This window comes from Kitasatospora sp. NPDC054768 (assembly GCF_053612025.1).
Map to the genome: position 1 here is coordinate 63984 of NZ_JBSHBN010000022.1, position 12217 is coordinate 76200.

Sequence of the window (12217 nt, forward strand, 5' to 3'; positions counted from 1 at the left end):
TAGGGAGCAAAGGTGTTCAGCGACGTGGGTGGGCTGGAGCTCCTGACGCTTGCCGTGATGGCGATCATCATCTTCGGCCCGGACAAACTGCCGAAATTGATCCAGGACACCATGGGCTTCATCCGGAAGATCCGTTCCTTCGCCGACAACGCGAAGGAGGACATCCGCAGCGAGCTGGGCCCCGAGTTCCAGGACTTCGAGTTCGAGGACCTGAACCCCAAGACCTTCGTCCGCAAGCAGCTCATGGGTGGCCAGGACGACCCGCTGGGCCTCAAGGAGATGAAGGACTCGCTGGACATCCGCTCGGTCCTGGACGACAAGCCCGCGGCGCCGGTCAACGGCCGCAGCGGCAGCGTCAGCTTCGAGAAGTCCGAGCCGGCCGCCGCCTCCACCGGCGCCCCGCTGGCGCCCGGCGAGCGCCCCCCGTTCGACCCCGACGCCACCTGATCACGCCGCGTACGCCGGTCGATCCGCACCGCGTACGGCGCCTCCGGCTCCGCGCCCCCGCCCCGCCCGGCCACCGGCTGAGCGGGGCGGTGGCGTGTGCGCCGCTATTGTGCTGATTGTTCCCGCTGAGCCGTCCGTCACAACGCGCCCCGTCGCGTACCAGGAACGGCCCCGGGGAGCGCCGCGGTGCGCCACCATGGGAGCGCGCCACGGCAGGCAAACGTGTGTTTGAGGAGGCCCGGGGATGGACGCGACGAGTCAGGCGGGAGGGGCGACGGCCACGGCCGGCGGCCCGGTGGTCGGCGGACAGGCCGGCCCGGTGGACCCGCTGGTGCCCTACCTGTCCGCAGACTTCCCCTGGTACGGGCTGGACGAGGGCTGGACCGGCCGTCGCTTCCTGGTGCAGGCCGGCGCCGGCCCCCGCACCGCGGGCAGCGTCGACTACGGCTCGCTCGGCCACGGCGAGGAGCCGGCCCAGCGGTACGAGCCGCGCGACGTGCGGAAGTTCGCCGTCGTGGTCACGGTGGCGCGCCGGGACAGCCGCCGCAGTGCCGACAACACCGGCACCCTGGAGGCGACCTCCGCCTCCTCCGCGGCCTGGCTGGCCGGCTCCGGCCTGCTCGCCGGGACCTGGCCCGGGCAGCTGGACCGGGCGCTGCGCCAGGACTGGCTGGACCAGCAGAGCAGCCTCGCCTGGGACCTCGCCGACGACCTGGCGGGCCCCGGCTGGTCCACCCTCAGCCTGCCCGTCAACGGGCTGCCGCAGCCCTTCCGCTACCGCGAGTCCGAGTACGGCTGGGTGCTGGCCGGCGAGGCCCCCGGCGTCCTGCTCGGCGCCTACGGCCGCGGCGTCAGCGCCTACGGCATCGGCTTCTCCACCGTTCCGGAGCTGGCCGCCTACACGCGGCCGTAGCGCCCCGGGGCGCGCGACGGTACGACGAAGGGCCGGGTGGTCCGGCCACCCGGCCCTTCGTCGGTCACGGTCTCAGAACTTGTTCCTGGGCGTCAGGCCCAGCGACATGCCGGACAGCCCGCGCTGGCGGCCGCCGAGCTTGCCGGCCACGGCGCGCAGGGCGGCGCCGGCCGGGGAGTCGGGCGCGGCGAGCACGACCGGGCGGCCGTCGTCGCCGCCCTCGCGCAGCCGCACGTCGATCGGGATCGAGCCGAGCACCGGGACGGTCGCGCCGACGGTGCGGGTGAGCGCGTCCGCGACGGTCCGGCCGCCGCCGGTCCCGAAGACGTCGATCATCTCGTCGCAGTGCGGGCACGGCATGCCGGACATGTTCTCGATCACGCCGACGATCTTCTGGTGGGTCTGCACCGCGATGGTGCCGGCCCGCTCGGCCACCTCGGCGGCGGCCATCTGCGGGGTGGTGACGATCAGGATCTCCGCGTTGGGGACCAGCTGGGCCACCGAGATCGCGATGTCGCCGGTGCCGGGCGGCAGGTCCAGCAGCAGCACGTCCAGGTCGCCCCAGTACACGTCGGCGAGGAACTGCTGGAGCGCGCGGTGCAGCATCGGGCCGCGCCAGACCACCGGGGCGTTGCCCGGGGTGAACATGCCGATCGAGATGACCTTCACGCCGTTCGCCTGCGGCGGCATGATCATGTCCTGGACCTGGGTCGGCCGGCCCTCGACGCCCAGCATGCGCGGCACGCTGTGGCCGTAGATGTCGGCGTCCACCACGGCGACCTTCAGACCGTCGGCGGCCATCGCGGCCGCCAGGTTGACGGTCACCGAGGACTTGCCGACGCCGCCCTTGCCGGAGGCGACGGCGTAGACCCTGGTCAGCGTGCCCGGCTTGGCGAACGGGATCTCCCGCTCGGGGGCGCCGCCGCGCAGCAGCTGGGACAGCTCCTTGCGCTGCTCGTCGCTCATCACGTCGAGCTCGACCTCGACGCCGGTCACGCCGGGGACCTTCCCGACCGCCTCGCGCACCCGGGTGACGATGGTGTCGCGCATCGGGCAGCCGGAGACCGTCAGGTAGACCGCGACGCGCACCGCGCCGCCCTCGGCGATCCCGACCGATTTCACCATGCCGATCTCGGTGATCGGGCGGTTGATCTCCGGGTCGTTGACGGTCGCCAGCGCCTGGCGTACGGACTCCTCCGTGACGCCGGCCGCGACCTCTGTCTCGTTGGCCATGCCTTGATGGTACGGCGCCGACGGATTCCCTTGACTCGCCGGTAGCGTGCCGAGGGTCACAGGGCGTCGGAGGACTCCCGGCGCTCGTCGATCTCCTTGAGCAGGGACTGGAGTTCGGACCGGATGAAGTCCCGCGTGGCCACCTCGCCGAGCCCGTGCCGCAGGGCCGCGACCTCGCGGGTCAGGTACTCGGTGTCGGCGATGTTGCGGTCGCTGCGGGCCCGGTCCTGCTCCATGTTGACCCGGTCCCGGTTGTCCTGGCGGTTCTGCGCCAGCAGGATCAGTGGGGCCGCGTACGAGGCCTGCAGGGACAGCGCCAGGGTCAGGAAGATGAACGGGTACTCGTCGAAGCGCACGTTCGCCGGCAGCAGGGTGTTCCACGCTATCCAGACGACGACCACCACCGTCATCCAGACGATGAACCGACCGGTGCCGAGGAAGCGGGCGATCCGCTCGGACAGGACGCCGAAGGCCTCCGGGTCGTAGGACGGCAGCGAGAGCAGGCCGGGCCGCGCGGTGCGCGGCTGGTCGAGCCGGGCGCGGCCGGTGCCGGTGATCGGCGCGGTGTCCGAGCGCCGGTCCCGGCCGCCCTCGCGGGTGCGCAGCTCGCGCAGCTGACGCAGCTGGCGCAGTTCTCCCTGGAGGCGTCGGCGCGCGGAGTCGTCCGGCCGTCCGCTGCGGTCACCGTCCACCGGTCACCCCTTCGCTCTCGTCGTCGCGGTCCTCGTCGTGGGCGTGCAGCGCGGCGTCGCGCCAGTCGTCCGGCAGCAGGTGGTCGAGCACGTCGTCGACGGTCACCGCGCCGAGCAGGTGGTCCGCGTCGTCCACGACCGGTGCGGCGACCAGGTTGTAGGTCGCCAGGTAGCTGGTGATCAGCGACAGCGGGGTGTCCGGCGGCAGCGGGTCCAGGTCGTCGTCCACCAGCGAGCCGACCAGGACGTACGGGGGTTCGCGCAGCAGCCGCTGGAAGTGCACGGTGCCCAGGTAGCGGCCGGTCGGGGTCTCGTTCGGCGGGCGGCAGACGAAGACCTGCGCGGCCAGCGCGGGCTTGTGGTCGCTGACCCGGACCCGGGCCAGCGCCTCGGCGACGGTCGCGTCCGGCTCCAGCACGACCGGCTCGGTGGTCATCAGACCGCCGGCGGTGTCCTCCTCGTACGTCAGCAGGCGGCGCACCGGCGCGGCCTCGTCCGGCTCCATCAGCTGGAGCAGCCGCTCGGCCTCGTCGCCGGGCAGCTCGGAGAGCAGGTCGGCGGCGTCGTCCGGGTCCATCGCCTCCAGGACGTCGGCGGCGCGCTCCTCCTGGAGCTTGCCGATGATCTCGACCTGGTCGTCCTCGGGCAGCTCCTCCAGGACGTCGGCCAGCCGCTCGTCGTCGAGGGCGGCGGCGACCTCGGCCCGGCGCTTGGCGGACAGGTGGTGCAGCACGCTGGCGAGGTCGGCGGGGCGCAGCTGCTCGAAGGTGGCGAGCAGGTTGGCCGCGCCCTGGTCCTGTTCGGTCAGCGAGAAGCCGGTGACGTCCTGCCAGTCCAGGGTGAGCCGTTCGCCCTTGCCCTTGCGCAGCCGGCCGGCCCGGCCGAGCTGGACGAAGACCTTGCTGATCTCCCACTCGCGCAGCCGGCTCTGCACCATGCCGACGTCCAGCACGGTGACCTGCTCACCGGTCTTGGACCAGGTGACGGTGCGGTCCAGCAGTTCGGCGAGCACCAGGGTCTCGGACGGGCGCTGCTCGAAGCGGCGCATGTTGATCACGCCGGTGGTGAGCACCTGGCCGGACTCCAGGCTGGTCACCCGGGTCATCGGCAGGAAGATCCGGCGCCGGCCGACCACCTCGACCACCAGGCCGAGCACGCGCGGCGGGCGGCCGCCGAGCCGCAGCGACACGACCACGTCCCGGACCCGCCCGACCTGGTCGCCGTTCGGGTCGAAGACCGCGATGGCGGACAGATGGGAGATGAAGACCCGGGTGCCTGGCCCTGCCATGGACTCCCTCGACTCGCTCGATGCCGTACCGGATGCGCCGGGGGCGCGTCCGCGGCCAAGGCTACCCGCGTGTTCCGGGCCCGGCCGGGAGGCACGGTAGCCGCCGGACGAGTCCCGGGCGTGAACCTTTAACGGCGCTTGAACAGCAGTTTGGGCAGGCCGGCCGGGATCGGGCGGCGGGTGGTGGCCGGGGTGGGCAGCGGCTGCGCGGCATGCGAGCCGTCCGGCATCGCCCCGGGGTGCTCGGTGAGCGGGCCGGTCGGCTCCAGCCGCAGCACCCGGCACTCGCGGGCCCAGCGGGTGGTGATGGCGTCGGTGTCGGGCGCGTTCAGCCGCTTGCCCTTGAGCTCCTCGACGGCGCCCAGCCAAGCCTCGCTGTTCGGGGCCGGTTCGACCACCCGGGCGTTCCAGCCGGTCAGTCGGCCGCCCTTGTCCTTGCTGCGGACGGTGACCACGGCCCCGGCGCCGGGCTCCAGGCCGTGCAGCGGCTGCTCGCCGCCCCCGCCGACCACCACGACGGCGCCGTCGTGCCAGGCGTGCCACAGCGGCCGGGCGTGCTCCTGCCCGTCCGCGCGCACCCAGAGCAGGCCGGACTTCTTCGCGGCCTCCTCCAGCAGGGCCTGGTCGAGGAAGTCGTCGGCGGTCGCGGCGGCGGGCGTACGGTCCATGGCGGACAGCGTACGGCCACCGGGGGCCCTCCGGCGGAGCGGTCCGGAGCCGGTCGGACGTCTCAGCCTCCGGGCGACAGTTCCATTGCGCCGCCACGGGCCTTACCGTATGACCGCCCCACCCCCGCGACCAGCAAGGAGCGCCGTGTCCGCCGCCCGGCCCGCGACCGCCCCCTCCGCCGCCCCGACCGCCGCCCCGACCGCCCCCGCGACCGCCCCCGCGACCGCGACCGCCGGCCCGGGGCCGGCGCACCCGCTCCCCACCCTCGACCTGCTGCTGCTCGCCGTCTCGATCGGCGGCATCTCGCTGTCCGGTCCGCTGATCAGCGCCACCGCCGCGCCCGCGCTGGCGATCGCCTTCTGGCGCAACGTCATGTCGGTCGGCGTCCTCGGCCCGTACGCGCTGCTGCGCCACCGCGCCGAACTGCGCGGGATCGGCCGGCGGGCACTGCTGCTCGCGGTGGCCGCGGGAGTGCTGCTCGGTGTGCACTTCGCGCTCTGGATGCCCAGCCTGCGGATGACCTCGGTGGCCTCGGCCACCGCCCTGGTCACCACCACCCCGCTGTGGACCATCCTGCTGATGCGGCTGATGGGCGTCCGGGCGCCGCGAGCGGTCTGGACCGGCACGATCGTCGCCTTCGCCGGCGTGCTGGTGCTGACCGGCGTGGACCTCTCGCTCTCCCCGCGCGCACTGCTCGGCGACGCCCTCGCGCTCGGCGCGGGCCTGGCCGCGGCCGGGTACATGCTGCTGGGCGCCGAGGTCCGCAGGACCGTCAGCACCACCGCCTACACCCTGGTCTGCTACGCCACCACGGCGGTCGTGCTGCTGGGGATCTGCCTGGTGGCCGGAACGCCGCTGGCCGGATGGCCGGCCGGGGTGTGGTGGCAGATCGTGCTGCTGATGGTCGCCGCCCAGCTGCTCGGCCACTCGCTGAGCAACCGCGTGGTGCGCAACCTCGGGCCGTCGATCACCTCCACCGCGATCCTGCTGGAGACCCCGGGTGCGGCGCTGATCGCCGCCCTCTGGCTGGGCCAGTGGCCCCCGGCGGCCGCCTACCCGGCGGTGGTGCTGATCCTGCTCGGCCTGGTCCTGGTCGCCCGCGGTGGGCGGCGCTGACCGTCGGCCCGGAGCCGGCCGCGGCGGTCAGAGCCAGCCGTTGCGGCGGAAGCCCCGGTACATCCCGACGCAGATCAGCACGATCGCGCCGAGCACCATCGGGTAGCCGTACTCGTGGTGCAGCTCGGGCATGTAATCGAAGTTCATGCCGTACACGCCGGTGATCATGGTGGGCACCGCGAAGATCGCCGCCCAGGCGGTGATCTTGCGCATGTCCTCGTTCTGCGCCACCGAGACCTGCGCCAGGTTCGCCTGCAGCAGCGAGTTCAGCAGCTCGTCGAAGCCGTGCACCTGCTCGGCGACCCGGGCCAGGTGGTCGGCGACGTCCCGGAAGTACTTCTGGATGTCCGGGTCGACCAGCCGCTGGAGCGGCTCGGAAAGCTGCTGCATCGGGCGCAGCAGCGGCACCACGGCACGCTTGAACTCCAGTACCTCGCGCTTGAGTTGGTAGACCCGGCCGACATCGGCGCTGCGCCCGCCCTTGGCCGAGAAGACGCCGTACTCGATCTCGTCCACGTCGTTCTGGAGCCGCTCGGCGACCAGCAGGTAGTTGTCCACCACGTGGTCGGCGATCGCGTGCAGCACCGCCGCCGGGCCCTTGGAGAGCAGCCCGGTCTCGTCCGCGTCGGCCTCCAGCCGGTGGCGCAGCTCCTGCAGCGAGCCGTGGCCGCCGTGCCGGACGGTGATGACGAAGTCCCGGCCGGCGAAGACCATCAGCTCGCCGGTCTCCACCACCTCGCTGGTGGGCGTGAGCTGGTCGTGCTCCACGTAGCGGATGGTCTTGAAGACGGCGAACAGCACGCTGTCGTAGCGCTCGACCTTGGGGCGCTGGTGCGCGTGCACCGCGTCCTCGACCGCGAGCGGGTGCAGGCCGAAGCGCTGGGCGATCCCCTCGAACTCGGCCTCGGTCGGCTCGTGCAGCCCGATCCAGCTGAACGATCCCTCGCCCTCGGGGAGTTGGTGGGCGGCCTTGACCCGCCGGGCGGCCTCGCGGGGGCTGCACGTCTCGCCCCTGCGCTTGCCGTGCTGGTAGACCGCGCAGTCCACGACCGCCGAACCGGCGTCCTCGGGCAGGACGTCGTAGACGCCGGACGCACCGCGGCGGCGGTTGGTGCGGACGGCGGCGCGCAGGCTGTTGATCATCGACATGGCAGGCTCCCAGAGGCAGGAACCGTCGCGCGGCGGCGCGGAAGGAAAAACGTTCGGCCGCGGTACGACGGCGGAGAACACCGGTGAAACGGGGGATGAAAGTGCTCTCCCGGCCGGTCCGTCCGCCGTGGGGCCTGTGCCCGGGGCTACCGCGGCTGATTCAGCCGGTTGGGCCTGCGGGGCGCGGGGTACGGGGGAGTCGGGGCCGGGTAGAGCTGCCGGTACTGCATGGTCGGCCGGTATCCACCGCAACCACCTCCTTCGCGCCGCCGCCCCGGGACGAAACGATCCCGGTGGCCAGTCGCTCACCCTAACATCTGACCGGGCGTCGAAGCCGTGGGGTTTCCCGGAGGTTTCCGAAGGCTTTACAGGATCCTTGTGCGGCCCCGCCGCGAGCGCCCGCGCACCCGCCCGCACGCGGCCCGCGAACCCCCGGGGGTTACGCTCACCGGCATGGCGCACGACTTCCCGCTCTTCGGCGACCCCCACGGCGGCACCTCCCCGGAGCTCTCCCGGGAGGCGGTGCTGGCCGCCGTCGAGGCCCGGCTGATCTCCACCTTCGGCGAGCCGGGCGGCCGCGCCGCGGTCACCTTCCTCGGTGCCGACCGGATCGAGGTGCTGCGCTTCGGCCCGGACACCGAGGACCTCGTGCGGTACGCCACGCTCGGCATGTCCGCCGCGCCGATGGCCGACCCGACCGCGCCGGTCGCCGACCAGGTGCGCGGCCCGCGCGCCGAACTGGTGCTGACCGTCCGGGGCGGGCGCGACAGCGTGCTGCGCACCCTGGCCACCTTCGCCGCCACCCCGCAGGTCGAGGGCCTGGTGGTGGCCCCGGGCGGCTCGCTGGACCTCGGCTCCCCGCTCTGGGACGGCGCGCCCTTCACCTCGGTGCTCGCGGCCGAACCGGGCGGCCTGGTCGAGGACCTGGAACTGGCCGAGCCGGCCGATCCGGTCCGCTTCCTGCCGCTGCTGCCGATGACGCCCAACGAGGCGGGCTGGAAGCGGGTGCACGGCGCGGCCGCGCTGCAGGAGCGCTGGCTCGACCAGGGCGCCGACCTGCGCGACCCGAACCGCCGCGGCGTCCGGCTGGACTGACCGCGGTGCGATCGGACGGGGTGCGGCGGCGTCGAACCCCGGGGCAAGGGATCATGAGTCCCCTGCCCCCGCGTTCGCGTCCGTCCCCGCGTCCGTCCTCGCGTCCGCTCAGCGCTCGATCGGCTTGGCGCCGGTGGCCTGCGCCAGCAGTGCCCCGTACACCTCGGGGTCGGTGGTGTGTTCGCCGAGCCGGACGGTCTTGCGGGTGCCGTGGTAGTCGCTGGAGCCGGTGACCAGCAGGCCGAGCTCGCCGGCCAGGCCGCGCAGCCGGACCCTGGTGTCCTCGTCGTGGTCGGTGTGGTCGACCTCCAGCCCGGCCAGCCCGGCCGCCGCGAGGTCGGCGATCACCTGGTCGGAGACCGTCCGGCCGCGCTTGACCGCGCCCGGGTGGGCGAACACCGGCACCCCGCCGGCCGCCCGGACCAGCCGGACCGCCGCGACCGGGTCGGTCTCGTGCTTGCGCACGTCCGCCCGCCCGCCGTTGGCCAGCCAGTCGGCGGTGAAGGCGTCCGAGACGGTGGCCACCACGCCCGCCTCGACCAGCGCGCTGGCGATGTGCGGCCGCCCGACCGAGCCGGCCCCGGCGATCCGCCGCACCTGCTCCCAGCTGATGTCCGCGCCGAGCTCCCGGCAGCGCTCCACGATCGCCCGACCGCGCCGGAACCGGTCGGTGCGCACCAGGTCCCGCTCGCGCGCGAACTCCGGCTCCTCGGGGTCGAACAGGTACGCCAGCAGGTGCATGCTGATGCCGTCCACGGCACAGGACAGCTCGGCGCCCGGGACGACGGTCAGCCGGCTGCCGGCGGGCAGCTCGCGCACCGCCCCGGCGGCCTCGGCGTGGCCGGCCACGGTGTCGTGGTCGGTCAGCGCCACCACGTCGAGGTCCGCGGCGACGGCCGCGGCGACCAGCTCGGCCGGGCTGTCGGTGCCGTCGGAGGCGTTGCTGTGGGCGTGCAGGTCGATGCGCACGGGTCGGGCTCCTGGGGGCTCGTGGGTGCCGCCCAGGATAGGCCAGCGGTCAGCCGAGCAGCCGGGGGGAGAGCGCCCCGCAGGGCAGCAGGTCCAGTTCGGCGCCCGCCTCGCGAAGGTCGGTCAGCACCAGTTCGTCGTACATCACCAGCGCGGACTGCTCGGGCCAGGCGACCGCCCAGAGCCAGAGCCCGCGGCCCTCGCCGGCGAACACCGCGCGGTCGGCCGGGGCGTCCGGGACGTGGAACATCGGAGTGGGCCGCCCGGCGGCCATCAGCTTGGCGTCGGCGGGCTTGTAGAGGCCGACGGAGTCGCCCGGGTCCGGCCCGGGCAGGCCCGCGTAGCGGGCACCGAGGCCGACGCCCAGCTCCTCGGCGATCAGCACCAGCTCGCCGAAGCCGCCGAGCGGGGCCGGTCCGGAGCAGGCGACGGCGGTGGCCCGGGCTCCCGAAACGTCGTCACCGACGTGGGCGATGCCGGTGTAGAGCCAGCCGACCGGGAGCGGCCAGGGCAGCCAGACCGGGACCTGGGAGCGGGCGACGGCGACGCCGAGGGCCTCCACACTCGGGGGCAGCACGGGCTGCATCGGGTGCACGGCTCCGTGCCGGTCGCACTGCCAGGTGTCTGAGAACAGACCGGGGGCGCGGACCCGACCGGCGCACCTCGGGCAGCTTGGCTCGCCCCTCATAGCCGTCAACGCTCCTCCCTCCGGACCGCCGCGTCAAGGACGATCACCCGTACGGAGGGCTCGGCGGCACCTGTCGGTGGCGGACGCCCGGACCGGCACCGGGTGGGCGCGGCGCGGGCGGTTCCCGTTGGGGGATGTCCCGTCCCGGGCGGCGGCAAACGTTCCGGCTCCGACCCCGAACGCACTGACGCCCCGTCATCGGCGAATGCGGTGACGGGGCGTCAGTCGGGTATCGGAACGTCCGGATCGGACGCTCCCGGGTCGTCGGCGGCGGGTGTGGGCTCCGGGTCGGAGGCGCCGCGCCGGGTCAGACGGTCGGGCACGGGCGGATGAGCAGGCGCTCGCCGGTGCGGGCGGCGGCGTCGACGACCTCGCGCACGGTGGCGGCGTCGGCGATGAGGCGGTCGGCGGCGGAGCCGTTGGTGTCGTCGAGCCGGACGATCTCGAAGCGCATGGTCTTCGTCATGGGCGTCTCCTTTCCTGACCCCGCGGGGCGGGGCGGTCGCGGCTGAGTCGGTATCAGCCCTTTCGGGGTCCTGCGGATCCGGCGGTGAGACCGGACCGGGCGGGTCGTAGTCGCGGGTGCGGCGGTCTGCTGCGGCAAGGGCCCCCCTTGCTTGCCTGGTGCGTCCAGTGCCTCGTGAACCACGGTGACGTGGCGGTGCTACCGGGCCGTTGCCCGTCCGTAAAGTCCAGGTTTCGGGAGATTGGCGCCGAGCGGAGGCCGGCGATGATTCCCGGACAGAATCAAAGATTACCGTAACTAACGAATTTTGTCCTGTGGTGAAGCCGGTCGAAGTTGCAGAAGTGGTACAGACCACTTTCGGTGAACCGGGGGAACCGGACCGGTCCGGCGGGCGTCGGCGCCGGCCGCGTCAGCCCCAGAAAGCGGCCAGCGCCTCGGCCGTGGCGGCCGGCCGCTCGGCGTTGGGGGAGTGGCCGGCGTCCGCGACCACCACCCGGCGGGCACCCAGCCGCTCGGCCATCGCGGTCTGCTCCGGGACCGGCCAGGCGTGGTCCCGCACGCCCGACAGCACCAGCAGCGGCAGTCCGGCGGTGGCGGCGGCCAGCTCCGCCACCCGGTCCGGCGCGGCCACCAGATGGCCGCCGGTGACGGACAGCGCCCGCGGCACGTTGGCCAGCCAGCGCCGGTGCAGGAACTCCGCGACGGCCGGTTCCAGGTTCGGCCGCGGCTGCCCGCTCTCCGCCTCCAACTGCCGCATGACCTGCCAGATCTGCTCCAGGTCCATGCCCCGCAGGGCGTCCAGCAGCAGCTCGGTGCGGGCCGCCTCGGCCGGATCGATCGCGCCCGGGCCGGTGGACACCAGGGTCAGCGACCGCCAGGGCAGCGGGCCCTCGGCGGCCGCGGCGAGTACCGCCTCGCGCACCACCTGGCCGCCGAAGGAGTGCCCCAGCAGGTGCAAGGGGGTGCCGTCGGCGGTCAGCGCCCCGGTCAGCGCCCGTACGTCCGCGCCGAGCGCCCCGACGCCGTACGCCGCCGGGTCGTCCGGGCCGCCGGTCTCGTACTGCCCGCGCTGGTCCACGGCCGTCACCCGGTACCCGGCCGCCGCCAGCGGCTCCAGCAGCGCGATGAAGTCCTCCTTGCTGCCGGTGAACCCCGGCACCAGCAGCGCCGAGCCGCGCACCGGCCCGGCCGGCTCCGCCCGCAGCGCCGCGAACTCCCCACGCCCGGTCACCACCCGCTCGGCCCGCGCGCACCGGGGCAGCGTCAGAAACGGCGGCGTGCTCATGGGCTGCTCTCCCTGCTGTCCTGCCGGCGACCCGCCGGTCCGCCGGGGACTCCCGGCGCCCCGAGCCTAGTGACCTGAGGCGGAGGCGGGTCGGGGCCCCGGGAACGATCGGCGGGACGGGACCGCGGCGTGGAACGCCCGAGGGGGGGGGGCCGGGCGGGTGGCGTTGCCCGCCCCCTCGGGGGGTGTACCGGGGTGTGAGCTCTC

General features: G+C 74.0%; 13 protein-coding genes. 4 read left to right on the forward strand and 9 right to left on the reverse strand.

Translation table 11 applies throughout. The annotated features are described in order from the left end of the window. Nucleotides 1-12 precede the first annotated feature (12 nt). Nucleotides 13-447 (forward strand): sec-independent translocase, encoded by a 435-nt coding sequence (locus ACWGKU_RS09710; RefSeq protein ID WP_359903540.1) that lies wholly within the window; start codon nucleotides 13-15, stop codon nucleotides 445-447. 244 nt (nucleotides 448-691) lie between these two features. Beyond that, nucleotides 692-1360, forward strand: coding sequence for a hypothetical protein (locus tag ACWGKU_RS09715; RefSeq protein WP_359903538.1), 669 nt, complete (start codon nucleotides 692-694; stop codon nucleotides 1358-1360). Nucleotides 1361-1432: 72 nt separating this feature from the next. Here ACWGKU_RS09715 and ACWGKU_RS09720 read toward each other — a convergent pair whose 3' ends face one another. The 4 genes from ACWGKU_RS09720 to ACWGKU_RS09735 all read right to left on the reverse strand — a co-directional run bounded on the left by ACWGKU_RS09720 (nucleotide 1433) and on the right by ACWGKU_RS09735 (nucleotide 5241). Then, nucleotides 1433-2593, reverse strand: a complete 1161-nt coding sequence (locus tag ACWGKU_RS09720; RefSeq protein WP_359903536.1) for an Mrp/NBP35 family ATP-binding protein — start codon at nucleotides 2591-2593, stop codon at nucleotides 1433-1435. A 56-nt stretch (nucleotides 2594-2649) separates the two neighbouring features. Continuing rightward, nucleotides 2650-3198 (reverse strand): DUF1003 domain-containing protein, encoded by a 549-nt coding sequence (locus ACWGKU_RS09725; protein ID WP_380350196.1) that lies wholly within the window; start codon nucleotides 3196-3198, stop codon nucleotides 2650-2652. 76 nt (nucleotides 3199-3274) lie between these two features. Next, nucleotides 3275-4573: a magnesium transporter MgtE N-terminal domain-containing protein gene (locus tag ACWGKU_RS09730; RefSeq protein ID WP_359903533.1), complete on the reverse strand. Its 1299-nt coding sequence runs from the start codon at nucleotides 4571-4573 to the stop codon at nucleotides 3275-3277. Nucleotides 4574-4701: 128 nt separating this feature from the next. After that, nucleotides 4702-5241 carry a hypothetical protein gene (locus tag ACWGKU_RS09735; protein ID WP_401045007.1) on the reverse strand — a complete coding sequence of 180 codons (540 nt, stop codon included), beginning with the start codon at nucleotides 5239-5241 and terminating at the stop codon, nucleotides 4702-4704. A gap of 145 nt (nucleotides 5242-5386) precedes the next feature. Here ACWGKU_RS09735 and ACWGKU_RS09740 point away from each other — a divergent pair, with 145 nt between their 5' ends. After that, nucleotides 5387-6358, forward strand: a complete 972-nt coding sequence (locus ACWGKU_RS09740) for a DMT family transporter (RefSeq protein ID WP_452178008.1) — start codon at nucleotides 5387-5389, stop codon at nucleotides 6356-6358. 27 nt (nucleotides 6359-6385) lie between these two features. Here ACWGKU_RS09740 and corA read toward each other — a convergent pair whose 3' ends face one another. Then, nucleotides 6386-7507 carry a magnesium/cobalt transporter CorA gene (corA, locus tag ACWGKU_RS09745; protein WP_401049602.1) on the reverse strand — a complete coding sequence of 374 codons (1122 nt, stop codon included), beginning with the start codon at nucleotides 7505-7507 and terminating at the stop codon, nucleotides 6386-6388. A gap of 453 nt (nucleotides 7508-7960) precedes the next feature. Between corA and ACWGKU_RS09750 the strand changes: the two genes are divergently transcribed. Next, nucleotides 7961-8602 (forward strand): suppressor of fused domain protein, encoded by a 642-nt coding sequence (locus ACWGKU_RS09750; RefSeq protein WP_359903526.1) that lies wholly within the window; start codon nucleotides 7961-7963, stop codon nucleotides 8600-8602. 108 nt (nucleotides 8603-8710) lie between these two features. Here ACWGKU_RS09750 and ACWGKU_RS09755 read toward each other — a convergent pair whose 3' ends face one another. From ACWGKU_RS09755 to ACWGKU_RS09770, 4 genes are all read right to left on the reverse strand, one after another. Further along, nucleotides 8711-9571: a PHP domain-containing protein gene (locus tag ACWGKU_RS09755; RefSeq protein WP_401049600.1), complete on the reverse strand. Its 861-nt coding sequence runs from the start codon at nucleotides 9569-9571 to the stop codon at nucleotides 8711-8713. A 49-nt stretch (nucleotides 9572-9620) separates the two neighbouring features. After that, entirely contained in the window at nucleotides 9621-10259 is a 639-nt protein-coding gene (locus ACWGKU_RS09760; protein ID WP_401049598.1) for a DUF6758 family protein, read from the reverse strand. Between the two features lie 307 nt (nucleotides 10260-10566). Beyond that, on the reverse strand, nucleotides 10567-10725 hold the full coding sequence (locus ACWGKU_RS09765; protein ID WP_359903649.1) for a hypothetical protein: 159 nt from the start codon (nucleotides 10723-10725) through the stop codon (nucleotides 10567-10569). A 409-nt stretch (nucleotides 10726-11134) separates the two neighbouring features. Further along, a complete protein-coding gene (locus ACWGKU_RS09770) occupies nucleotides 11135-12010 on the reverse strand; it encodes an alpha/beta fold hydrolase (RefSeq protein ID WP_452178009.1) in 876 nt (291 codons plus the stop codon). Nucleotides 12011-12217: the final 207 nt, after the last annotated feature.

What these genes read in the sequence shown, in the direction of transcription:
- ACWGKU_RS09715 (WP_359903538.1), top strand. Translation starts at nt 692, where the DNA reads ATGGACGCGACGAGTCAGGCGGGAGGGGCGACGGCCACGGCCGGCGGC.
- ACWGKU_RS09720 (WP_359903536.1), bottom strand. Translation starts at nt 2,593, where the DNA reads ATGGCCAACGAGACAGAGGTCGCGGCCGGCGTCACGGAGGAGTCCGTA.
- ACWGKU_RS09730 (WP_359903533.1), bottom strand. Translation starts at nt 4,573, where the DNA reads ATGGCAGGGCCAGGCACCCGGGTCTTCATCTCCCATCTGTCCGCCATC.
- ACWGKU_RS09735 (WP_401045007.1), bottom strand. Translation starts at nt 5,241, where the DNA reads ATGGACCGTACGCCCGCCGCCGCGACCGCCGACGACTTCCTCGACCAG.
- corA (WP_401049602.1), bottom strand. Translation starts at nt 7,507, where the DNA reads ATGTCGATGATCAACAGCCTGCGCGCCGCCGTCCGCACCAACCGCCGC.
- ACWGKU_RS09750 (WP_359903526.1), top strand. Translation starts at nt 7,961, where the DNA reads ATGGCGCACGACTTCCCGCTCTTCGGCGACCCCCACGGCGGCACCTCC.
- ACWGKU_RS09760 (WP_401049598.1), bottom strand. Translation starts at nt 10,259, where the DNA reads ATGAGGGGCGAGCCAAGCTGCCCGAGGTGCGCCGGTCGGGTCCGCGCC.
- ACWGKU_RS09765 (WP_359903649.1), bottom strand. Translation starts at nt 10,725, where the DNA reads ATGACGAAGACCATGCGCTTCGAGATCGTCCGGCTCGACGACACCAAC.
- ACWGKU_RS09770 (WP_452178009.1), bottom strand. Translation starts at nt 12,010, where the DNA reads ATGAGCACGCCGCCGTTTCTGACGCTGCCCCGGTGCGCGCGGGCCGAG.